General features: G+C 59.9%; 18 protein-coding genes and 1 pseudogene. 12 read left to right on the top strand and 7 right to left on the bottom strand.

Features of this window, described 5'->3' with window-relative positions; all coding sequences use genetic code 11:
• Positions 1-8 precede the first annotated feature (8 nt).
• Genes PF1751_RS22265 through PF1751_RS22275 form a run of 3 tightly spaced genes read left to right on the top strand, consistent with a single transcriptional unit; the run spans position 9 to position 3,590 of the window.
• Positions 9-926 carry a putative 2-dehydropantoate 2-reductase gene (locus PF1751_RS22265; RefSeq protein WP_021491231.1) on the top strand — a complete coding sequence of 306 codons (918 nt, stop codon included), beginning with the start codon at positions 9-11 and terminating at the stop codon, positions 924-926.
• Positions 927-972: 46 nt separating this feature from the next.
• Entirely contained in the window at positions 973-3,009 is a 2,037-nt protein-coding gene (locus PF1751_RS22270) for a sensor histidine kinase (RefSeq protein ID WP_044287777.1), read from the top strand.
• Positions 3,010-3,011: 2 nt separating this feature from the next.
• Complete coding sequence (locus PF1751_RS22275) at positions 3,012-3,590, top strand: cob(I)yrinic acid a,c-diamide adenosyltransferase (protein WP_044287786.1); 579 nt, start codon at positions 3,012-3,014, stop codon at positions 3,588-3,590.
• A 125-nt stretch (positions 3,591-3,715) separates the two neighbouring features.
• On the opposite strand, the gene PF1751_RS22280 is transcribed toward PF1751_RS22275, so the two are convergent.
• From PF1751_RS22280 to secA, 3 genes are all read right to left on the bottom strand, one after another.
• Positions 3,716-4,660 carry a Nudix family hydrolase gene (locus tag PF1751_RS22280; protein ID WP_044287787.1) on the bottom strand — a complete coding sequence of 315 codons (945 nt, stop codon included), beginning with the start codon at positions 4,658-4,660 and terminating at the stop codon, positions 3,716-3,718.
• Between the two features lie 13 nt (positions 4,661-4,673).
• A complete protein-coding gene (argJ, locus tag PF1751_RS22285; protein ID WP_010208078.1) occupies positions 4,674-5,891 on the bottom strand; it encodes a bifunctional glutamate N-acetyltransferase/amino-acid acetyltransferase ArgJ in 1,218 nt (405 codons plus the stop codon).
• A gap of 124 nt (positions 5,892-6,015) precedes the next feature.
• Positions 6,016-8,751, bottom strand: a complete 2,736-nt coding sequence (gene secA / locus PF1751_RS22290; RefSeq protein ID WP_021491226.1) for a preprotein translocase subunit SecA — start codon at positions 8,749-8,751, stop codon at positions 6,016-6,018.
• A gap of 305 nt (positions 8,752-9,056) precedes the next feature.
• On the opposite strand from secA, the gene PF1751_RS22295 reads away from it, so the two are divergent.
• Positions 9,057-9,512 carry a DUF721 domain-containing protein gene (locus tag PF1751_RS22295; protein WP_044287789.1) on the top strand — a complete coding sequence of 152 codons (456 nt, stop codon included), beginning with the start codon at positions 9,057-9,059 and terminating at the stop codon, positions 9,510-9,512.
• Between the two features lie 4 nt (positions 9,513-9,516).
• On the opposite strand, the gene PF1751_RS22300 is transcribed toward PF1751_RS22295, so the two are convergent.
• A complete protein-coding gene (locus PF1751_RS22300; protein ID WP_031290541.1) occupies positions 9,517-10,995 on the bottom strand; it encodes a helicase HerA-like domain-containing protein in 1,479 nt (492 codons plus the stop codon).
• A gap of 204 nt (positions 10,996-11,199) precedes the next feature.
• On the opposite strand from PF1751_RS22300, the pseudogene PF1751_RS29970 reads away from it, so the two are divergent.
• A pseudogene (locus PF1751_RS29970) lies at positions 11,200-12,231 on the top strand (HAMP domain-containing protein); the annotation flags it as partial.
• Positions 12,232-12,324: 93 nt separating this feature from the next.
• Entirely contained in the window at positions 12,325-13,089 is a 765-nt protein-coding gene (locus tag PF1751_RS29975; protein ID WP_370737428.1) for a methyl-accepting chemotaxis protein, read from the top strand.
• On the opposite strand, the gene PF1751_RS29310 is transcribed toward PF1751_RS29975, so the two are convergent.
• Entirely contained in the window at positions 13,090-13,260 is a 171-nt protein-coding gene (locus PF1751_RS29310) for a hypothetical protein (RefSeq protein ID WP_167337372.1), read from the bottom strand. It abuts the gene before it with no gap.
• Between the two features lie 85 nt (positions 13,261-13,345).
• Complete coding sequence (gene purU / locus PF1751_RS22310; protein ID WP_010208067.1) at positions 13,346-14,194, bottom strand: formyltetrahydrofolate deformylase; 849 nt, start codon at positions 14,192-14,194, stop codon at positions 13,346-13,348.
• A gap of 350 nt (positions 14,195-14,544) precedes the next feature.
• Here purU and mvaT point away from each other — a divergent pair, with 350 nt between their 5' ends.
• Positions 14,545-14,919, top strand: a complete 375-nt coding sequence (mvaT, locus tag PF1751_RS22315) for a histone-like nucleoid-structuring protein MvaT (protein ID WP_010208066.1) — start codon at positions 14,545-14,547, stop codon at positions 14,917-14,919.
• An 89-nt stretch (positions 14,920-15,008) separates the two neighbouring features.
• On the opposite strand, the gene sbcB is transcribed toward mvaT, so the two are convergent.
• Positions 15,009-16,436 (bottom strand): exodeoxyribonuclease I, encoded by a 1,428-nt coding sequence (gene sbcB / locus PF1751_RS22320; protein ID WP_044287793.1) that lies wholly within the window; start codon positions 16,434-16,436, stop codon positions 15,009-15,011.
• Between the two features lie 167 nt (positions 16,437-16,603).
• Here sbcB and PF1751_RS22325 point away from each other — a divergent pair, with 167 nt between their 5' ends.
• The 5 genes from PF1751_RS22325 to PF1751_RS22345 are packed head-to-tail and all read left to right on the top strand — an operon-like array spanning position 16,604 to position 21,947.
• A complete protein-coding gene (locus PF1751_RS22325; RefSeq protein WP_044287795.1) occupies positions 16,604-17,296 on the top strand; it encodes an RDD family protein in 693 nt (230 codons plus the stop codon).
• Complete coding sequence (locus PF1751_RS22330) at positions 17,293-18,273, top strand: stage II sporulation protein M (protein ID WP_044287797.1); 981 nt, start codon at positions 17,293-17,295, stop codon at positions 18,271-18,273. Before PF1751_RS22325 ends, PF1751_RS22330 begins: the two co-directional genes overlap by 4 nt.
• On the top strand, positions 18,260-19,789 hold the full coding sequence (locus PF1751_RS22335; RefSeq protein WP_044288159.1) for a DUF4129 domain-containing protein: 1,530 nt from the start codon (positions 18,260-18,262) through the stop codon (positions 19,787-19,789). Before PF1751_RS22330 ends, PF1751_RS22335 begins: the two co-directional genes overlap by 14 nt.
• Complete coding sequence (locus tag PF1751_RS22340; RefSeq protein WP_044287799.1) at positions 19,786-20,955, top strand: DUF4350 domain-containing protein; 1,170 nt, start codon at positions 19,786-19,788, stop codon at positions 20,953-20,955. The genes PF1751_RS22335 and PF1751_RS22340 overlap by 4 nt, the downstream gene beginning before the upstream one ends.
• Complete coding sequence (locus PF1751_RS22345) at positions 20,952-21,947, top strand: AAA family ATPase (RefSeq protein ID WP_042571229.1); 996 nt, start codon at positions 20,952-20,954, stop codon at positions 21,945-21,947. Before PF1751_RS22340 ends, PF1751_RS22345 begins: the two co-directional genes overlap by 4 nt.
• Positions 21,948-21,952 lie beyond the last annotated feature (5 nt).

Here is a 21,952-nt window from a genome sequence, read left to right on the forward strand (position 1 = left end):
AAAAACTGATGTCGACCACCTGGCATATTCTCGGCGCCGGCAGCCTGGGTACACTCTGGGCCACACGTCTGGCGCGCGCGGGCGTGCCCGTCAGGTTGATCCTGCGTGATGAGGCGCGCCTGGCCAGCTATCAGGCAGCCCAGGGGCTGACCTTGGTGGAACATGGCGTAGAACACAGCTACCCAGTGATAGGCGAAACACCCGACAGCCCTGGGCCGATTCATCGCCTGCTGGTGGCATGCAAAGCCTATGACGCCCAAAGCGCAGTCGCCCAGCTGCACCATCGACTGGCGCCCGACGCCGAACTGATCCTGCTGCAAAACGGCCTGGGCAGCCAGGATGCTGTCGCCGCGCAGTTGCCCCAGGCGCGTTGCATCTTTGCCTCCAGTACCGAAGGCGCCTTTCGCGATGGCGACTGGCGCGTGGTGTTTGCCGGCCATGGATACACCTGGCTGGGCGACGCGAGCCACCCTACCCCGCCCGTGTGGCTGGACGACTTGCACGCCGCCGGTATCCCCCACGACTGGAGCACCGATATCCTCACCCGGCTATGGCGCAAGCTGGGGCTCAATTGCGCCATCAATCCGCTGACCGTGCTGTATCAGTGCCGCAATGGAGAACTGCAGGCCCATCAATGCGAAGTCGCCACCTTGTGCGCTGAACTCGTCGAACTGCTGGAATGCTGTGGCCAACCCGCTGCCGCGCTGGATCTGCAACACGAAGTGGAACGGGTGATCCAGGCCACCGCCGCGAATTACTCCTCCATGTACCAGGACGTGGCCGCCGGCCGTCGCACCGAAATCAGCTACCTATTGGGCTATGCTTGCCAGGCGGCCGCCCGTCACCAACTGAACCTGCCGCACCTTCAACAGTTGCAAGTGCGCCTGGTCGAGCAGTTGCTTGCACGCGGATTGCCCCGCGACTGAGCCACGCGCTACCCTGCCCGCCTGTCTATCTCCTGGGAAAACCCTGATGCCGCTGCGCCAGCGTCTTGAAAACCTACCGGTCGGGCAGAAACTGCTGGCCGCCTTGCTGGTGCTGTTGACCACGGTATTGCTGGTGGCCAACCTGACCTTTATCAGCGCCGCCTACTGGATCTCCCAGGAAAGCATGGCGCCCCAGGCCTTGCAGGCCATTGGCCGCCTGGTGTCCAACCCGGCGCTCGCCGCCGAAGCCCTCGAATCGCCTGCCAAGGCTGACGCGCTGCTCAACGAGCTGACCAGTTATTCGCCGTTGCGCGCCGCGGCCCTGTACGACGGCGACGGCAACCGCCTGGCTCAGATGCAACACGGCGACCGCCTGCACCTGCCGGACAACTATCGGCATATCGAAGCCTGGCGCGTGACCGAGTTTCGCAGTAACCAGATCATCACCGTGCCCCGGGCCGGCCAGCCGTCCGGGCATCTACTGCTGGTCGCCAGTAGCGAGCTGCCGGTGGCGTTTTATACCGGCACGTTGACGGCCAGCCTGGGCATCCTGATTTTCAGCGTGCTGCTGTGGCTGGTCATCGCCCGTCAGATCAAACGCCTGATCACCCGGCCAATCCACGAGCTGGAAGAACTCTCGCGTCAGGTCACCCGCGAAGAGAACTACGCCCTGCGCGCCGGCCGTGGCAATCACGATGAGATCGGCAGCCTGGCCGAAGCCTTCAACACCATGCTGTCGCGCATCGAAGCCCGTGAGCAGCAGCTCAAACGCGCGCGCGACGACTCCCAGGCGGCGTATGACCAGGCGCAAGGCTTGGCGGAAGAAACGCGCCACACCAACCGCAAGCTGGAACTGGAAGTGCAGGTTCGCAGCAAGATCGAGAAGAAACTCACCGGCTTCCAGAATTACCTGAACAGCATCATCGACTCGATGCCCTCGGCGCTGATCGCCCTGGATGAACAGCTTTACGTCACCCAATGGAACCAGGAAGCCAGCGCCCTCTCCGGCACACGCCTGGACGAAGCCTTGAACCAGCCGATCTACCTGGCGTTCCAACCGCTCAAGCCGTACCTGCCGCAGATTCGTGCAGCGGTAGAACAGCACACCGTGGAACGCATCGAACGCGTCACCTGGTTCAAGGACGACGAAGCCAAGCATTACGCCCTGACCTTCTACCCGCTGATGGGTGGGGCCGGGCGCGGCGTGGTGATCCGTATCGATGACATCACTCAGCGTCTGTCTCTGGAAGAAATGATGGTGCAGTCGGAGAAAATGCTCTCCGTGGGTGGCCTGGCTGCCGGCATGGCCCATGAGATCAACAACCCGCTGGGAGCAATCCTGCACAACGTGCAGAACATCCGCCGCCGCCTGTCCCCCGACCTGCCCAAGAACCTGGAGCATGCGCAGCAGGCGGGCATCGAGCTGGAAACGGTCAACCGCTACCTGCAAAGCCGCGAAGTGCCGCAATTGCTTGATGGCATCCAGCAGGCTGGGGCGCGGGCGGCGAAGATCGTCACCCACATGCTCAGTTTCAGCCGTCGCAGCAATCGACAAATGGCGCCCTGCGACCTACCGGCGCTGATCGACCAGGCTGTGGAAATCGCCGGCAACGATTTCGACCTGGCCATCGGCTTCGACTTCAAGGGCCAGGCGATCATTCGCCAGTTCGACCCTCAACTCGGCCCGGTGCCCGGCACTGCCAACGAGTTGGAACAGGTGCTGCTCAACCTGCTTAAAAACGCGGCCCAGGCCATCCATCTGCGGGAAGACGACAGCGAACCGGGGCGCATCATCCTACGCACGCGCCTCAACCCGCCCTGGGCGGAAATCCAGGTGGAAGACAACGGCATCGGCATGAGTGAAAACGTGCGCAAGCGCACCTTCGAGCCGTTCTTCACCACCAAGGAAATCGGCCAGGGCACCGGGCTTGGGCTATCGGTGTCGTATTTCATCATCACCAACAACCATAAGGGCCAGATGGAAGTGCATTCAGCCCTCGGCCAAGGTACGTGCTTCACGCTACGTCTGCCCTTGGCTGGCAGCCAACTGCCACCTCACGAACTCACCCAACTGGAGCAATGACCATGGGCTTTCGCCTGTCGAAGATCTATACACGCACCGGCGACAAGGGCGAAACCGGCCTGGGCGATGGCCGCCGTGTGCCCAAGGACCACCCACGGGTGGAAGCGATTGGTGAAGTTGATACGCTGAACAGCCAGCTGGGTTTATTGCTGGCCAGCCTGGAGGAACAGAGTGGCAAACATCCGGAACTTAAGGATGTGATCGAGGTGCTTACGCCATGCCAGCATCGTTTGTTCGACCTGGGGGGTGAATTGGCAATGCCGGTGTACAAAGCCTTGAACGCTGCGGAGGTCGACCGACTGGAAGCAGCGATTGACCGCTGGAATGAGGACGTGGGACCGCTGGAGAACTTCATCCTGCCAGGTGGCTCGGCGCTGATCGCCCAGGCCCATGTATGCCGCAGCCTGGCGCGCAGTGCGGAGCGGCGGTGTCAGCAGTTGAATGCGGTTGAGCCGTTGGAAGGCGTGGGGTTGGCGTACATCAATCGGTTGTCGGATTTGCTGTTCGTGGCGGCCAGGGTCATCGCCAAGCGCCAGGGTGTGGCCGAGATGTTGTGGCAGGCGGCGGCCAAGCCACATTAATGATGAGGCGTCTGGCCTGACGCCTTCGCGAGCAAGCCCGCTCCCATATTTGACTGCATTCCAAAGGTGGAACTCCGTCAAATGTGGGAGCGGGCCTGCTCGCGAAGAGGCCTGTCAAAACAGCATCAAACTTCCGGCCAAAACGCCCTAATCCCAGCCACACCCTGAGCCCCAGCCTCCCAAGCTTTTTCCCGCTCGGCAGGCCCAACCCCACCCAACAGAAACACCGGCTTGCTGAACCCTCGGATCAACGCCACCGCCTGCTCCCAACCCAACGGCTGCGCATCAGGATGCGTCTGGGTCGGCTGCACCGGCGACAGCGTGACAAAATCCACGTCCATCATTTCCGCCAATGCCAGCTCTTCTGCGTTGTGGCACGACGCCGCCAGCCAGCGATCCTTCGGCAGCGGGCGACCCTTGCTGGCGTATTTACGCAGTTGCGCCGCCGTCATGTGCCAGCCGGCTGCAGGAAAATCGCCCAACCATTCAAACGGCCCCTTGAGCATCAGTTGAGCCTTACCCGCGCACAAGCCCACCGCATCCACCGCAAGGTCGCGGTATTTTGGGTCGTAGCCGTTGGGCGCACGCAGTTGCACCAGTTTGATACCGCCCGCAATGGCTTTCTGGATACCCCGCAGTAACGTCGGGGTTTCCAGTTCGCCTGGGGTGATCAGGTACTCGGCAGGCAAGCGCGCCGCCGCAACGATCGGCGCATTGGCAGCCGGAAACGCATAGTTGAGCAGGTCTCGGGGGGCCACCCACTCCAGCGGCTGCCCTTCAACACCATGAGGCTCGCCGGTAAAGGCCGAGACTTCCCAGACATCCAGCAACACCTGCTTGTCCGGGTAGTCGTGCTGCACCTTGATCAGCGGCCGCGCGGTAGTGACCCGGATGCCCAGCTCTTCCTGCAATTCGCGGGACAGCGCGTTGGCGACCGATTCATCGGCTTCCACCTTGCCGCCGGGGAATTCCCAGAGGCCGCCCTGGTGCTGGGTATCGGCGCGGCGCGCCAGCAGGATTTTGCCGTCGACACCGCGGATCACCGCTGCTGCTACATGCACTCGTTTCACCGCGCTTATCCTCTTAGGTCCGGTATTCCGCGTTGATCTTCACGTACTCGTGGGACAGGTCGGTGGTCCAGATGGTTTCGCTGCACTCGCCGCGACCCAGCTCGATGCGGATGGTGATTTCTTCCTGCTGCATCACCGCCGAGCCCTGGGCCTCGGTGTAGGTTTCGGCACGGGCGCCACGGCTGGCGATGCACACGTCGCCGAGGAACACGTCGATCTTGCTCACGTCCAGGTCCGGCACGCCGGCACGGCCCACAGCCGCCAGGATACGGCCCCAGTTCGGGTCAGAGGCGAACAGCGCCGTCTTGATCAGCGGCGAATGCGCGACGGTGTAGCCTACATCCAGGCATTCCTGGTGATTGCCGCCGCCATTCACTTCAACGGTGACGAACTTGGTCGCACCCTCGCCGTCACGCACGATGGCCTGTGCCACTTCCATGCACACTTCGAACACAGCCTGCTTCAACGCCGCGAACAACGGGCCGCTGGCCTCGGTGATTTCCGGCAGGTTGGCCTGGCCGGTGGCGATCAGCATGCAGCAGTCGTTGGTCGAGGTGTCGCCATCGATGGTGATGCGGTTGAATGACTTGTTGGCGCCATCGAGGATCAGCCTGTGCAACACGTCGCGGGAGACCTTGGCGTCGGTGGCGATGTAGCCGAGCATGGTGGCCATGTTCGGGCGGATCATGCCCGCGCCCTTGCTGATGCCGGTCACGGTGACGGTCACGCCGTCGTGCACGAACTGGCGGCTCGCGCCCTTCGGCAGGGTGTCGGTGGTCATGATGCCGGTCGCGGCGGCGGCCCAGTTATCCACAGACAGGTCGTCCAGCGCGGCTTGCAATGCACCTTCGATTTTCTCGACAGGCAGCGGTTCACCGATCACACCAGTGGAGTAAGGCAGCACTTGGCTGGCGTCCACGCCGGTCAACTGGGCCAGCTTGGCGCAGGTGCGCGCAGCTGCCACCAGGCCTGGCTCGCCGGTGCCGGCGTTGGCGTTGCCGGTGTTGGTCAGCAGGTAACGGATCGTGCCGGCAACGCGTTGCTTGGCCAGGATCACCGGCGCGGCGCAGAACGCGTTGAGGGTGAACACACCGGCGACGGTCGAGCCTTCGGCACAGCGCATCACCACCACATCCTTGCGCCCCGGGCGCTTGATGCCGGCCGAAGCGATACCGAGTTCAAAACCGGCAACCGGGTGCAATGTGGGCAAAGGACCAAGACCAACAGCCATGAATGCGCTCCTTAAAAATCAGATGATGTCTGTACCGTCGTGAGCAACGGCAAAATTAATGGCAAAACGCCGCGACGGCAGAGGCCGGTCGCGGCGCAGGATGTAGCAGCGTCAGGCAGAAAGCTTATTCGATCTGGCCGTGGCAGTGTTTGAACTTCTTGCCCGAACCGCAGTAGCACAGCTCGTTGCGGCCCAGCTTCTGGTCATTGCGAACCGGGGTTTGAGCCAGGGCCACGTCGACCTCTTCGCCCAATACCTCAGGCGCTTCCAGGCCCGGTGCTTCGTCATGCTGGAACTGCATGCGCGCAGCCAGCGCCTCGGCTTCCTGACGCAGGCGCGCTTCTTCCTCGATCGGGTCTTCACGACGCACCTGAACGTGGGAGAGCACACGAATCGAATCGCGCTTGATCGAATCCAGCAGTTCGGAGAACAGCGTGAACGACTCGCGCTTGTACTCCTGCTTCGGGTTCTTCTGGGCGTAACCACGCAGGTGGATGCCGTGACGCAGGTGGTCCATGGTCGACAGGTGGTCTTTCCACAGATCGTCCAGCACGCGCAGTACGATTTGTTTCTCGAAGGTGCGCAGTGCTTCGGCACTCGCCTGCTCTTCTTTCTCGTTGTACGCGGCCAACAGCTCGGCCATCAATTTTTCACGCAGGGTTTCTTCGTACAGGTGATCGTCTTCATCCAGCCACTGCTGAACCGGCAGGTCGACACCGAAATCGCTCTTCAACGCGGCTTCCAGACCGGCAACATCCCACTGCTCCGGCAGGGACTGTGGCGGGATGTGGGCGCTGACGGTGGCGTTGAGCACGTCCTGACGGAAGTCAGCGATGGTCTCACCAATATTGTCGGCGGCCAGCAACGTGTTACGCATGTGATAAATCACTTTACGTTGTTCGTTGTTGACGTCATCGAACTCAAGCAGTTGCTTACGAATATCGAAGTTGCGACCTTCGACCTTGCGCTGGGCCTTCTCGATGGCATTGGTCACCATGCGGTGCTCAATCGCTTCGCCGGACTGCATACCCAGGGCCTTCATGAAGTTCTTCACGCGGTCCGAGGCGAAGATGCGCATCAGACTGTCTTCCAAGGACAGGTAGAAACGGCTGGAACCGGCGTCACCTTGGCGACCGGCACGACCACGCAGCTGGTTGTCGATACGGCGCGATTCATGACGCTCGGACGCGATCACCTGCAAGCCACCCGACTCCAGAACAGCCTGGTGGCGTTTCTGCCAGTCGGCCTTGATCTGGGCGATCTGCTCGGGACTCGGGTTTTCGAGCGCCGCAACTTCCACTTCCCAGTTACCGCCCAACAGGATGTCGGTACCGCGACCGGCCATGTTGGTCGCGATGGTCAGTGCGCCTGGGCGACCGGCCTGGGCGATGATCTCGGCTTCTTTTTCGTGGAACTTGGCGTTCAGGACCTTGTGCTCGATGCCTTCCTTATTGAGCAGGTTCGATACGTGCTCGGAAGTCTCGATGGTGGCGGTACCCACCAGGATCGGGCGACCCTGGGCCATGCCGTCCTTGATGTCGTTGATGATTGCCGCATATTTCTCTTCGGCAGTCAGGAACACCAGGTCGTTGAAGTCTTTACGCGCCAACGGCTTGTTCGGCGGAATGACCATCACGGCCAGGTTGTAGATCTGGTGGAATTCGAACGCTTCGGTGTCTGCGGTACCGGTCATGCCGGACAGCTTGTTGTACAGACGGAAGTAGTTCTGGAACGTGGTGGACGCCAACGTCTGGCTTTCAGCCTGGATGTTGAGGTTTTCCTTGGCTTCGATGGCCTGGTGCAGGCCTTCGGACAGACGGCGACCCGGCATGGTGCGGCCGGTATGTTCGTCAACCAGCACGACCTGGCCGTCCTGCACGATGTATTCGACGTTGCGATGGAACAGCTTGTGGGCGCGCAGGCCGGCATACACGTGGGTCAACAGGCCCAGGTTATGTGCCGAGTACAGGCTTTCACCCTCGGCCAGCTCTCCGATCTGGGTCAGCATCTCTTCGACGAACTGGTGACCGGCTTCGTTGAGTTCGACCTGGCGGGTCTTCTCGTCGATGCTGAAGTGACCTTCTTTGGTCACCACGCCTTCCACTTCCTCGATGTGCTGCTCCAGACGCGGAATCAACTTGTTGATTTCGGTGTACAGGCGCGAGCTGTCTTCGGCCTGGCCGGAGATGATCAGAGGGGTACGGGCTTCGTCGATGAGGATGGAGTCGACTTCGTCGATGACGGCAAAATTGAGTTCGCGCTGGAATTTTTCTTCCATGCTGAACGCCATGTTGTCGCGCAGGTAGTCGAAACCGAATTCGTTGTTGGTGCCGTAGGTGATGTCGGCAGCGTAGGCGGCACGCTTCTCTTCCGGCGGCTGGAACGGCGTTACCACGCCGACGGTCAGGCCGAGGAATTCATACAGCGGGCGCATCCAGTTGGCGTCCCGGCGCGCCAGGTAGTCGTTCACCGTCACAACGTGCACGCCCTTGCCGGACAGCGCGTTGAGGTAAACGCCCAGGGTTGCTACCAGGGTCTTGCCTTCACCGGTACGCATTTCGGCAATCATGCCTTCATGCAAGGTCATGCCGCCGATCAACTGGACGTCGAAGTGGCGCATGCCCATGACACGCTTACCGGCTTCACGGGCGACCGCAAAGGCTTCGGGAAGCAGCTTGTCGAGGGTTTCACCTTTGGCTATGCGGGCCTTGAACTCTTGGGTCTTGGCGCGCAATTGCTCGTCCGAAAGGGCAACCATCTGCTCTTCGAAGGCATTGACCAGCTGCACCGTCTTGAGCATGCGTTTGACTTCGCGCTCATTCTTGCTTCCAAAAAGTTTCTTTAACAAAGGCGCAAACATATCGGCAGGTTCTTCCACACATAGGGATGGAGGGCGCACCGTGAGTGGCCCGAGCAGCCCTCACGGCCGCATGCGAACGCGCATTCTACCCGGATTCGTGGGTGAGGAAAGTGGCGTTGTTCCCCGAGGCTGGCATGGTGCTGTGAGAGGGCTTGTTTAAAATAAGGGCTTTTGCTGGAACTTCAACCCATGGAGCGCATAAGTTACCAATTGATTTCATGAATAAAACCTCGGAGATGCATTGCCTGGGGGCACACAGGCGGGTTCTGCTAAGATGGCGGCTCTGTTACTTAAGGTGTCCAATAATGGCATTTCGCCCCTTATCAGCCCGTGCTCCCGCCGTGTTGCTTCGCGATGCCAAGCCGCTGAAAGCCATCTTTGGCCATGCCCAACGCTTGGGCCGTCTGCAACGCCTGCTCGAAACCCAGCTGCAACCGGCCGCACGCGAACATTGCCGCGTGGCGTCCTGGCGTGAAGGCAACCTGCTGCTTATTGTCACAGATGGCCACTGGGCGACCCGTTTGCGCTATCAGCAAAAACGCCTGCAGCGTCAATTGATGGCCTTTGAGGAATTCGCTGGCCTGACGCGCATCCAGTTCAAGGTGCAACCCCCCACCACCCAACCTGGCGTGGTGGAGCATATTCATGATCTGTCGCCTAATGCCGCCGAAACCATCCAGGCAACGGCCGAAGGGATCAGCAACCCAGGCTTGCGCGCGGCGCTTGAGCGGCTGGCGGCCCACGCCAAGCCCAAGCCCTGAATCGCTACTTGCGCTTGCTGCCGCCCAACAACGACCCCAACAAGCCACGCACCAGTTGCCGCCCCATCTGATTGGCAGCTTGCTGCATCGCGGACTTCAGCGCCTTGCCTGCGGTTGTGCCGAGAAACGCCCCGGCCTTATCGGTGAAGCTGGGTTCCTCGGCAGCCGGCTTGGCCTCCTCGTTTGGCCCAAGCTCTTTGCGTGCCATCAACACTTCATAAGCCGATTCCCGATCAATCGGCTTGTCATACCGGCCTAGCAACGGCGAACTGGCGACCATTGCAGCACGCTCGGCTTCGCTGAGCGGCCCGATCCGTGACTGCGGCGGTGCGACCAGGACGCGCTGGACGACTTCCGGCGTACCCTTTTCCTGCAGTGTCCCCACCAAAGCCTCACCCGTGCCCAGCTCGGTCAATACCGAAAGCGCATCAAAGGCCGGGTTCGGCCGAAAACCGTCGGCGACGGCGCGCAAGGACTTCTGTTCCTTGGTAGTAAACGCACGCAGGCCGTGCTGAATGCGCAGGCCGAGCTGGGCCAGCACACTGTCCGGCAAGTCGCCCGGGGATTGGGTGACGAAATACACGCCCACCCCTTTGGAGCGGATCAACCGCACCACCTGCTCCAGACGTTCCTGCAACGCCTTCGGCGTGTCGGCGAACAGTAAATGCGCCTCATCGAAAAACAGTGCGAGCAGCGGTTTGTCGGCGTCTCCGCGCTCGGGCAGTTGCTCGAACAACTCCGCCAACAGCCACAGCAGGAAGGTCGCGTACACCTTTGGCGCCTCGTGCACCAACCGGCTGGCATCCAGCAGGTGGATGCGCCCACGACCGTCGCTGGTGGGTTGCAGGATATCTTCCAACTGCAGGGCCGGCTCGCCAAACAAGGCTTCGGCGCCCTGCTGCTCCAGCACCGCCAGACGTCGCAACAGTGCCTGGCTGGAACCGGTGGTCATCAGCGCCGCGTCTTCGCCCAGGAGTTCGGGGTGATAGCGCAGGTGGTTAAGCAGCGCCTTGAGATCCTTGAGGTCCAGCAACAACAGGCCTTCGCGGTCCGCAACCTTGAACGCGGCGTAAAGCGCCGACTGCTGGCTGTCGGTGAGTTCCAACAGGCTACCGAGCAGCAAGGGACCCATTTCGCTGATGGTGGTACGCAATGGATGACCGGACAGCCCGTGGATATCCCACAGCGTGACCGGATAAGCCTTGGCCGCGTAATTGAGGAACGGCATGCCGGCGATGCGCTCGGCGACCTTGCCCTGCGGGTTCGCCGCGGCGCCCAGGCCGCACAGGTCACCCTTGATATCCGCGGCAAACACCGCCACGCCGGCATCACTGAAGGCTTCGGCCAGGCGTTGCAGCGTGACGGTTTTGCCCGTGCCGGTAGCACCGGCGATCAACCCGTGACGGTTGGCCAGGCGCATGGCCTGGGCGATAGGCTGACCGTCGAGGCCGGCGCCGATTAGGAGTTGCGTGGAGTCAGGCATTTCGTCACCCATGGTTAATCTTTAGTGTCGCCAGGTCGATACAGATCAGTGTGAGACCCACAAAGTCTAAAAATAGGACAGATAGTTCCCACAGGGACCACCGGAACCATCACAAGAAGTATCACACCTTTTTTGACACTGCCATTTTGCGCCTCCCACGAGGACGCGCTTCGGATATTAAGACCTTAGCGGACCCTACAAGCCATGAATAAAAATCTGCGCTTCAGCCACAAAATCCTGCTTGCAGCCTCCCTTATCGTCATAGCCGCATTTGCGCTGTTTACCCTCTACAACGACTACCTGCAACGCAACGCAATTCGCGACGATCTCAACAATTACCTGCAGGAAATGGGCGATGTCACCGCCAGCAACATTCAAACCTGGCTTGGCGGGCGTATAGCCCTGGTGGAAAACGCCGCGCAAAACATCGCCATCAACCCCGAGCCGTCCGCGGTTGCCAGCCTGCTGGAACAGAAAACCCTGACGTCCTCATTCATGGCGACCTACGTCGGTGACAGCAAGGGCGCCTTCACCATCCGCCCCGACACCAAGATGCCGGACGGTTTCGACCCACGCGTCCGCCCGTGGTACAAGGGCGCCCAGAGCAGTAACGGCTCAACCCTGACCGAGCCTTATATCGATGCGGCCACTGGCAAGCTGATCATTTCCGTTGCCACGCCCAGCACTCAAGGCACCCAGAGCATCGGTGTAGTCGGTGGCGACCTGAGCCTGCAAACCCTGGTGGACAACATCGGCGCGCTGAACTTCGGCGGCATGGGCTACGCGTTTCTGGTCAGCGCCGACGGCAAAGTACTGGTACACCCGGACAAAAACCTGGTGATGAAGACCTTGGCCGACGTATATCCGAAAAATACGCCGAAGATCAGTGCGGACTTCAGCGAAGTCGAGGCCAACGGCAAAGACAATATCGTGACCTTTATACCGATCAAGGGCCTGCCCTCGGTGAACTGGTACCTCGGTATTTCAGTCGATAAAGACAAATCCTTCGCAATGCTCAGCGAATTTCGCACCTCGGCAGTCATCGCCACATTCATCGCCGTGGTGATTATCATCGCCCTGCTCGGCATGCTGATCCGTATCCTGTTGCAACCGCTGCATCTGATGACGCGCGCCATGCAGGACATCGCCGATGGCGAGGGAGATCTGACTCGACGCCTTACCATCCAGAATCACGATGAGTTCGGCATGCTGGGTAACGCCTTCAACCGCTTCGTGGAACGCATTCATACGTCGATTCGCGAAGTGTCCTCGGCCACCGAGCACGTCAATGAGGTGGCACTTCGGGTCGTCAGCGCCTCCAACTCATCGATGGTCAACTCCGATGAGCAAGCCAACCGCACCAACAGCGTCGCCGCTGCCATCAATCAGTTGGGCGCTGCCGCCCAGGAAATTGCACGCAATGCGGCGCAAGCCTCCCACCAAGCCAGCGATGCACGGCATTTGGCTGAGGATGGCCAACAGGTGGTGGAGCGCAACATCAAGGCGATGAATCAGTTGTCGTCGATGATCAGCGCTTCCAGCAGCAACATCGAAGCGCTCAATAGCAAGACGGTGAATATCGGGCAGATCCTCGAAGTGATCACCAGCATTTCCCAGCAAACCAACCTATTGGCATTGAACGCTGCCATCGAAGCGGCCCGTGCCGGGGAAGCCGGGCGTGGGTTTGCGGTCGTCGCGGACGAGGTGCGCAACCTGGCGCATCGCACTCAGGAGTCTGCGCAACAGGTGCAGAAGATGATCGAAGAACTGCAAGTCGGCGCCCGGGAATCGGTCAGCACCATGGGTGAAAGCCAGCGCCATAGCCTTGAAAGTGTCGACATCGCCAACCTGGCTGGCGAACGCCTGAACAGTGTGACCCAGCGCATCGGCGAAATTGATGGCATGAACCAGTCAGTCGCCACCGCCACTGAAGAACAGACCTCGGTGGTGGAGTCGATCAACATGGATATTACCGAGATCAACACCCTCAATCAGGAAGGTGTGGAAAACCTGCAATCCACGCTGCGAGCGTGTGCCGACCTTGAGCAACAAGCCGCTCGATTGAAGCAATTGGTGGGCAGTTTCCGGATCTGACTAATCGTCCTTGGGGTCGGACGTGTTTTGTTCCTGCTTCCACAACTCGGCGGCACCGGGAAATTCGGTGCCGTCCTCACTGCTCAGGTCATCCGGGTCAAATCGACTCAAACACCCCTCCCCCAATGTGGCGGGGGCTTTTGACGTGGCTTTGTCCAGCGGATCACTCATTACTCAATCCTCGGCAGCGTACACAAAAAAGGGCCTGGAACGATTTAACGCCCAGGCCCTTCATTCTTCAATCACAACAGATCGATCAGAACACTACGGTCTTGTTGCCATGCACCAGCACGCGGTCTTCCAGGTGGTAACGCAGGCCACGGGCCAGCACCATCTTCTCGACGTCACGGCCGAAACGCACCATGTCTTCAATGCTGTCGCTGTGGCTGACACGCACCACGTCCTGCTCGATGATCGGGCCGGCGTCCAGTTCCTCGGTGACGTAGTGGCAAGTCGCACCGATCAACTTCACGCCACGCAGGGACGCCTGGTGGTACGGCTTGGCACCGACGAACGAAGGCAGGAAGCTGTGGTGAATATTGATCACCTTGCCGGCATATTCGCGGCACAGTTCCGGCGGCAGGATCTGCATGTAGCGCGCCAGCACGACCACGTCGGCTTCGTGCTGCTTGACCAGGCGCGAGACCTCGGCAAACGCGGGCTCCTTGTCCTGCGGGTTGACCGGCACGTGGTAATACGGAATGCCATGCCACTCGACCATGCTGCGCAGGTCATCATGGTTGGAAATCACGCAGGCGATCTCGCAGTCCAATTCATCGCTGTGCCAGCGATGCAGCAAATCGGCCAGGCAGTGGGATTCACGGCTGGCCATCAACACCACACGCTTTTTCTGCTCGGTGTCGGTGATATGCCAGGTCATCGAAAACTCTTCGGCGATCGGCGCAAACGCGTCGCGGAAGGCATCAAGACCAAAGGGCAGCGAATCGGCACGAATCTCGTGACGCATGAAGAACCAACCGCTGAGATTGTCCGAGTGATGACTCGCCTCGGTGATCCAACCGTTGTGGGAGGCCAGAAAGTTACTGACTTTGGCAACGATGCCGACCCGGTCCGGGCAAGCAATCACCAGCCGAAAAGTGCGCATTAGGGGGAAACTCCAGAACTTCGCAAAGGCCGCCATTCTAGCGATTGCGCAGGAAAACTGCAGTATTCGTTGACGCTTATTCTGATCGCCTGCCGACGCTTTGCCCCTTAATAGCCTATGGTTTTACCACCTTTATATGAGTCTAGTACGTGACCCTACGGCTGTTCCGCGTATTTCAAGGAGATTACTTTAAGGCCTACGCCCTAGTAATTAACTCAAATGCATAGCAAGGCTACAAACATTCAAAGTAATTCACATAAATACGAGCTTAAATGTTTACTTGGGCAAACTGCCTGACTATTATTGGGCCACTCGCCCTGTCAATCAGCGCTCTACATAAGGTAGTCCACATGTCTCTGATCAACGAATACCGTGCCACCGAAGAAGCTATCAAAGAGCTGCAAGCCCGTTTGAAGAATCTGTCTCAAGACGACAAACTGCAAACCGAGCTGGAATTCGAAGGCAAACTGCGCGCCCTGATGGGTGAATACTCCAAATCCCTGCGTGACATCATCGCGCTGCTGGATCCAGAGTCGAAAATTAAAGCACCGCGTGGCGCTGTGAAAACTACCGGCACCAAGCGTGCCCGCAAAGTCAAACAGTACAAAAACCCACACAACGGCGAAGTGATTGAAACCAAAGGTGGCAACCACAAAACCCTGAAAGAGTGGAAAGCCAAGTGGGGCGGTGACGTGGTTGAAGGCTGGGCTACCCTGCTGGGCTAAGCCTCGCCGGGCTTGCGCCTGATACGCGACACATTAAAAACGCCAGCCTGCTGGCGTTTTTTATTGCTTGTCTGTTGAGTGAAGACCGACTACAGATTTACCTTATGGGCCAGCGAGTCTGCATATTCCTGCCACCGCTCAAGCACCTCGGTCTGAAAAGGTGTCGCACTAACTGCAAATTCTTGTTTAGCCTGCTTAAATGCCGCAAGGGTATTCGGCGCGCCCCACTCCGGGTCCGACAAACGTTGCTGACAGAAAAGCTGCCAGCGTTGTTGCTCCTCACTGTTCAAGGTATCGGGGAAGTTGCGCGCGCGATAACGAAACAATAATTCAGGCAAGCGATGATCATCAAAAGGCCATTGCTGGCGAGCTAATTGCGCTGGCTCGGCCGTCCGGACTTGTTCACATAAACGTCGATCACGATCGCCGATAAAGCCATCGTAAAGCTGTTGCTCCGGGTCTGAACTCGACGCGAAACCTTCTTCGGCATAAATGGCCGCCAACTTGTCGCGCCAAACTTCCTGTGCGTCAGTTAGCCGCAGGGCGCGCTCCTGATAAATATTCATGTCCAAGTGCAGACGCTCACGATCTTCGGTCCGAAGCACGTTCAAGGGAGCAACCACAGGGCAACGATTGATGTACACCAGCTTGAGCGGGACCGGCAACTCGCCCTCGGCAAGATCTTCACGACGGGTGTAGAGGCGCTGGCGCAAGGTATCTGCATCCAGGTCCAGCAACCCTTGGGGATCGAGCCCGAGATCGCAGACGATCAGCGCATTGCGATTGCGGGGGTGCCACGCCAGCGGTAGCACGACCCCCAGGTAATGACGCTCGGCGGAAAAACGCCCAGAGATATGCACCATGGGTTGCAGTAAACGCACCTGGTCCATCACCCGCTGCTTGCTGCGTAGCTGAAACAGCCATTCGTACAGCTTGGGCTGTTTCTCACGTACCCGTCGCGCCAGGGCAATCGTGGCACGCACATCGGACAACGCATCGTGTGCCTGGCCATGGTCGATACCGTTGGCTTCGGTCAGGCGCTCCAACTTGAGCGTGACGCGCCCATCCTGTTGCGGCCACTCAATGCCTTCCGGGCGCAGCGCGTAGGCGGTGCGAATCACGTCGATCAGATCCCAACGACTGTTACCACCCTGCCACTCACGCGCGTAAGGGTCGAAAAAATTGCGATACAGGCTGTAGCGCGTCATCTCATCGTCAAATCGCAAGGTGTTGTAACCTGCGCCACACGTACCCGGAGCAGCCAGTTGAGCATGCACCCGGGTCATGAAGTCGGCCTCGGCCAGGCCTTTTTCCGCGAGGATTGCGGGAGTGATACCGGTAATCGCGCACGCAACGGGATGGGGCAGGATATCGTCGCTGGGCTGACAATAAAGATTGACCGGGTCGCCGATCTCATTGAGCTCTAAGTCCGTCCGAATTCCAGCTACCTGGAGCGGGCGATCGCTGCGCGGATTAATGCCGGTGGTTTCATAGTCGTACCAGAAAATGGAGGTCACGGGCTATTCCTGTACTGAAGAGCGACAAAGTCTAGGCGCTGGACGGCGTCCACGGCCAGCACCAAATCAACTGTACAAACATCCAGTAAAACCTTGAATGGTTGCTTCCACCGCCGACACTGCTAGCATCCGTGTCTTCCAGCCACTCTGCACTGCCAAGGATCGCGATGCCGTTAGCCCCGTTGGACACCCGCTACCAGATCGAGACCCCGGAGGGCATTGACCTGCCGCTGCGCCCCGCCGGCCTGGTACCGCGCGTGCTGGCCTTTGCCTTCGACCTGGGGTTGCGCGCGGTGGTCATGGGCATTCTGCTGGTGCCATTGGCCTTGCTTGGCAACGTTGGCATCGGCCTGGGCTCACTGCTGCTGTTCCTGATCAGTTGGTGGTACATGGTGCTGTTCGAGGTACTCAACCAGGGGTGCTCGCCTGGCAAACAGGTCATGGGGCTGCGGGTGATACACGATGACGGCACGCCGATTGGCTGGTCCGCGTCACTGATCCGCAATTTACTGCGGTTTGTCGACATGCTGCCATTCGGTTACTTCCTCGGCGCAATCAGCTGCCTGCACCATCCTCATTTCAAGCGCCTGGGCGACCTGGCCGCCGGCACTCTGGTGATCTACCGGGAACAGCCGCTGGTGCGCCCCCGTATTCCTCAAGCTGCGGCCTTGCGCCTGCCCTTCGCCCTGAACCTGAACGAGCAACGGGCCATCCTCGGCTTCGCAGAGCGCCAAGGTGAGCTGTCCGCCGAACGCGTTCACGAGCTGGCCTCGATACTCGCCACCCCCTTGCAAGTATCCCCGGCTCGCGCCGTGGAACAACTCAACGGCGTGGCCCGTGGCCTGTTGGGGCCGACATGAAGCAGAGTCTTTTCGAAAGCCGTCACCAGCTTCAATGGCAAGCCTTCGCCAACCACCTGCAACAGTTGGAGCAAGGCAAGGCGACGGCCAGTGAGTTGGCCGACTTCCCCCAGCAGTATCGACGTCTGTGCCAGCACCTGGCCCTGGCCCAGGAACGCGGCTACAGCAGCTATTTGGTAGACCCGTTGCAACAACTGGCCCTGCGCGGTCATCAACAGCTCTACCGTCATCGCAGCCAACTGACGGCAAATGTGCTGGGGTTCGTACTTGCCGATTTCCCTCGGTTGGTACGGGAACAGTGGCGTTTCGTACTGATCGCCAGCCTGCTGTTCTTTGGCAGCCTGGTGGGTATCGCGTTGTTGGTGTACCTGTTTCCCGACCTGATCTACAGCATCGTCAGTCCCCAGCAGGTTGCCGAGATGCAAGGCATGTATGACCCGGATGCCAGCCGCCTGGGCCGCACCGCCGAGCGTGCATCGAGCGAAAACTGGATGATGTTCGGCTACTACGTGATGCACAACATCGGTATCGCGTTCCAGACGTTTGCCGCCGGTTTGCTGTTCGGCCTGGGCAGCGTGTTCTTTCTGATATTCAACGGCCTGGTCATCGGTGCGGTCTCCGGCCACCTGACCGAAATCGGCTACGGCCAGACCTTCTGGTCATTCGTCATCGGGCATGGCGCGTTCGAACTGACCGCAATCGCCCTCGCTGGCGCCGCCGGCTTGCAACTGGGCTGGGCGCTGATCGCTCCCGGGCAGTTGACCCGAGGCGAATCATTGCGGCTGGCGGCACGCAAGAGCGTGCAGATGTTGTGTGGTGTGATGATGTTCCTGTTGATCGCAGCCTTCATCGAGGCGTATTGGTCATCCACCACCCTGATAGCGCCCTGGGTCAAATACCTGGTTGGCGCGGCGCTGTGGATGCTGGTAACTGCTTACCTGGGCCTTGCCGGAAGGACTCGCCATGCGCCTGAGTGATGCCAGTGTGGTAATCCGCCCGCGTACTGCCTGGGAAGCGATGGATCTTGGCGTGTTGATGGCCCGTGAGCATTGCCTGCTCTTGATGGGCAGTTGGGCGTTGGTGACTCTGCCAGTGTTCGCCGTGCTCACGGCACTGCTGTGGAAGTACCCGACCACCGCGATACTCGTGTTCTGGTGGCTCAAACCAGCCTTTGATCGCTTGCCACTGTATATCCTGTCCAAGGCGTTGTTTGGTGAAACGCCCAGCATCAAGCAGGCCGTTCGCCAGTGGCCACGGCTGCTAAAAGGCCAACTGTTGGCCAGCCTGACCTGGCGGCGACTCAGCCTGAGCCGCAGCTTTGTGATGCCGGTGAGCCAACTCGAAGGCCTGGATGGCCCCACCCGTCAAAAACGCCTGGGTGTGCTGCAGCAACGCAGTGCTGGCGCCGCACGCTGGTTGACCACCATCGGGGTGCATCTGGAGATCGGTTTGTGGTTCGGCTGCATGACTCTTTTCTATCTATTTATTCCCCAGAACATCGAGTTGGATTGGGATTGGCAGCGCCTGATACTGGCGACAAGTTCGGAAGGCTTGTGGCTGGAGCACTTGAGCAACGTCTTCTACGCCTTGATCCTGGTGTTTTGGGAACCTATCTATGTGGCCTGCGGTTTCAGCCTCTACCTGAATCGCCGCACTGTATTAGAGGCCTGGGACCTGGAGTTGGTCTTTCGCCGTCTTCGTCAGCGCCTGAGCAACGTGGCGCCGTTGCTAGTGCTGATGATCGGGCTGACGCTGCTCCCCTTCAGCCCGCCCGTCATGGCAGCGTCATCCCCCCCCAAAAAACCACTCACCACCCAGGGCGCGAGCCAATCCATCAAGTCGCTGCTGGAAAAGCCGCCCTTCAAAAATCCGGAAACCGTCACGCGCTATCGCTTTGGCGAAGACAAGCCGTCGGTTAAAAACAAGACTCACCGTGACGGTAAGCTTCCGGACTGGCTGAAGGCGTTGCTGGACAACCTCAACAGCAATACCTTCAAACACATCGCACAAGGGCTGGAGGTGCTGTTGTGGGGACTTATGGTCGGTGCATTGATCATGCTGGTGTGGCGTTATCGTGAGTGGTTGCGCACCTTTGTCAGCCGACGCGGGCCACGCAACCCCCAAAACGTCAAACCGGCACCCACGCAATTGTTCGACCTTGAACTGGGTTCCGAGACTTTGCCCGACGATATTGCCAGCGCCGCCGAGCGCCTGTGGCCCACCCAGCCAAGGGAAGCCCTTGGCCTGTTGTATCGCGGTCTGCTCAGCCGGCTGTTGCATGACTTCAATGTGCCGCTGAAAAGTGCTGACACCGAAGGGCAGATCCTGGAACGGGTCAACCAGTTGCAACAACCACGACTGCTGGCGTTCAGCAACGAATTGACCCACCACTGGCAGAACCTCGCCTACGGCCATTGCCTGCCTCCCCCTTCAGCGCAGCAACAACTGTGCAGTGATTGGCGAACCCTGTTCAACGTGGGGAGCAACCCATGAACCGGCCTTTACTGTGGGTGGGATTATTGCTGGCGTGCCTGCTTGGAGCCGCTGGTTACTATGCATGGAGCAAGGCAATTCCCTACGACGAGGTAGTGGATCGTGGTCCCTCTCCAGAAGCCCTGGCCAACCCGTACTTGGCGGCCGAACACTTTCTACGCGAACAAGGCCTGGCCGTGGAGCAGGCCAATAGCCTGGAGCGGCTGACGACCTTGCCGGGCAAGGGCAACAGCCTGCTGCTGCTCGGCGAACGCAGCAACATGTCACCGCGCCAGGTAGAGCAACTGCTGGACTGGACCCAATCCGGCGGCCATCTGTTGCTGGTGGCCGAGGCGTTATGGGATGAAGAGACCGGCAGAAGTGGCGACCTGCTGCTCGATCGCTTGCAGATCCACCAGGCATTGAGCGACGAGCCTGAGGAGCCTGCGCCTTCCAGCAAAAAGTCTCTGGAAAAGAAGGCGCCCGACCTCACCAAACTCTACGTCGACAATGAAAACCCATCGGCTTACTTCAGTTTCGACACAGACTTCAATCTTACCGACCCGAAGCACCTCGCCCAATTTTCTGCCAACAGCTCAAGGTCGAGCCACCTGATGCAACTCGACCTCGGGAAAGGCCACGTCACGGTGATCACCGACAGCGACCTGTGGAAAACGCCGAACATCGGCAAGCACGACAATGCCTGGCTGCTGTGGTACCTGAACCAGGGCACGGCCGTAACCTTGTTGTTCAACAGTGACTTCGACGACCTGCTCAGCTTGCTGATACGGTACTTCCCCCAGGCCCTGGTCGCACTCATTTCGCTGATCGCCCTGGCATTGTGGCGGGCAGGCATGCGTCAAGGCCCAACCCGACCTCCAGCCTCCAACGCTCGCCGCCAATTGCAGGAACACCTGAAGGCCAGCGCCGATTTCCTGCTCCGCCGCAGTGGCCAGGGCACGCTGCTGCATGCCTTGCAGCGCGACATCCTGCGCGCGGTCCGGCATCGCCACCCCGGCTTTGAGCACCTCGACAACGCAGAACAGTGGCGGGTGCTCGAACACCTGACGCGCCAACCCTCTCACGTCATCAGCCAGGCCCTTGGCCCACTCCCGGCAAAACGGCTTTCCAGCGCCGATTTCAGCCGGCAGGTGGCATGCCTGCAAACCCTCAGGAATGCCCTATGAGTGAACTTCCAAGCGCCACTGCCTTGAACCGCGATACCTTGCAACGTGCCAGCGAACAGGCCCAAGCCCTGCGCACGGAATTGCGCAAAGCGGTGATTGGCCAGGACGCGGTGATCGACGATGTCCTGACCGCCCTGATCGCCGGTGGGCATGTGTTGCTCGAAGGTGTGCCGGGGCTGGGCAAGACCTTGCTGGTGCGTGCGCTGGCACGCTGCTTCGAGGGCGACTTCGCGCGCATCCAGTTCACCCCGGACCTGATGCCCAGCGATGTCACCGGCCACGCCGTATACGATCGGCACACCGAACAGTTCAAGCTGCGCAAGGGGCCTGTATTCACCCACTTGTTGCTGGCCGACGAAATCAACCGTGCTCCGGCCAAGACCCAGGCCGCGTTGCTCGAAGCCATGCAGGAACGGCAAGTCACCCTCGAAGGCGAGGCGCTGCCCATCGGCCAACCGTTCATGGTGCTGGCGACCCAGAACCCTATCGAACAGGAAGGTACTTACCCCCTGCCGGAAGCGGAGTTGGATCGCTTCATGCTCAAGGTGCGTATGGATTACCCCGATGCGCAGCAGGAAGTGGACATGGTGCGTGAAGTCACGCGCTCGTCTCGGGCCGACATGCTGGATGTACATCCCTTACACACGGTGCTGCCAGCCGAAGGTGTGCTGCAGCTTCAACAGATCGCCAGTGAACTGGCACTCGACGAACACGTGCTCGACTATGCCGTACGCCTGGCACGCGCTACGCGCAGTTGGCCGGGATTAGCCATCGGCGCCGGCCCACGGGCGTCCATTGACCTGGTACGCGGGGCGCGTGCCCGCGCCTTGTTGCGCGGGGGTGAGTTCGTCACCCCGGACGACATCAAGGGTTGCGCCCTGGCAGTACTGCGCCATCGGGTACGTATCGCGCCAGAGTTGGATATCGATGGGCTGGAGGTCGACCAGGTGCTCAAGCAATTGCTCGATCAGATCCCGGCACCTCGGCAATGAGTTAC

The sequence above is a fragment of the Pseudomonas simiae genome, assembly GCF_000934565.1.
GTDB classification, from domain to species: domain Bacteria; phylum Pseudomonadota; class Gammaproteobacteria; order Pseudomonadales; family Pseudomonadaceae; genus Aquipseudomonas; species Aquipseudomonas simiae.

Excerpts from the sequence above, each read along its gene's own strand:
- PF1751_RS22265 (WP_021491231.1), top strand. The coding sequence starts at position 9 with ATGTCGACCACCTGGCATATTCTCGGCGCCGGCAGCCTGGGTACACTC.
- PF1751_RS22330 (WP_044287797.1), top strand. The coding sequence starts at position 17,293 with ATGAAGCAGAGTCTTTTCGAAAGCCGTCACCAGCTTCAATGGCAAGCC.
- PF1751_RS22300 (WP_031290541.1), bottom strand. The coding sequence starts at position 10,995 with ATGCCTGACTCCACGCAACTCCTAATCGGCGCCGGCCTCGACGGTCAG.
- PF1751_RS22270 (WP_044287777.1), top strand. The coding sequence starts at position 973 with ATGCCGCTGCGCCAGCGTCTTGAAAACCTACCGGTCGGGCAGAAACTG.
- PF1751_RS29975 (WP_370737428.1), top strand. The coding sequence starts at position 12,325 with ATGGTCAACTCCGATGAGCAAGCCAACCGCACCAACAGCGTCGCCGCT.
- PF1751_RS22295 (WP_044287789.1), top strand. The coding sequence starts at position 9,057 with ATGGCATTTCGCCCCTTATCAGCCCGTGCTCCCGCCGTGTTGCTTCGC.
- purU (WP_010208067.1), bottom strand. The coding sequence starts at position 14,194 with ATGCGCACTTTTCGGCTGGTGATTGCTTGCCCGGACCGGGTCGGCATC.
- PF1751_RS22340 (WP_044287799.1), top strand. The coding sequence starts at position 19,786 with ATGAACCGGCCTTTACTGTGGGTGGGATTATTGCTGGCGTGCCTGCTT.
- PF1751_RS29310 (WP_167337372.1), bottom strand. The coding sequence starts at position 13,260 with ATGAGTGATCCGCTGGACAAAGCCACGTCAAAAGCCCCCGCCACATTG.
- PF1751_RS22275 (WP_044287786.1), top strand. The coding sequence starts at position 3,012 with ATGGGCTTTCGCCTGTCGAAGATCTATACACGCACCGGCGACAAGGGC.
- mvaT (WP_010208066.1), top strand. The coding sequence starts at position 14,545 with ATGTCTCTGATCAACGAATACCGTGCCACCGAAGAAGCTATCAAAGAG.
- secA (WP_021491226.1), bottom strand. The coding sequence starts at position 8,751 with ATGTTTGCGCCTTTGTTAAAGAAACTTTTTGGAAGCAAGAATGAGCGC.
- PF1751_RS22335 (WP_044288159.1), top strand. The coding sequence starts at position 18,260 with ATGCGCCTGAGTGATGCCAGTGTGGTAATCCGCCCGCGTACTGCCTGG.
- PF1751_RS22345 (WP_042571229.1), top strand. The coding sequence starts at position 20,952 with ATGAGTGAACTTCCAAGCGCCACTGCCTTGAACCGCGATACCTTGCAA.
- PF1751_RS22325 (WP_044287795.1), top strand. The coding sequence starts at position 16,604 with ATGCCGTTAGCCCCGTTGGACACCCGCTACCAGATCGAGACCCCGGAG.
- argJ (WP_010208078.1), bottom strand. The coding sequence starts at position 5,891 with ATGGCTGTTGGTCTTGGTCCTTTGCCCACATTGCACCCGGTTGCCGGT.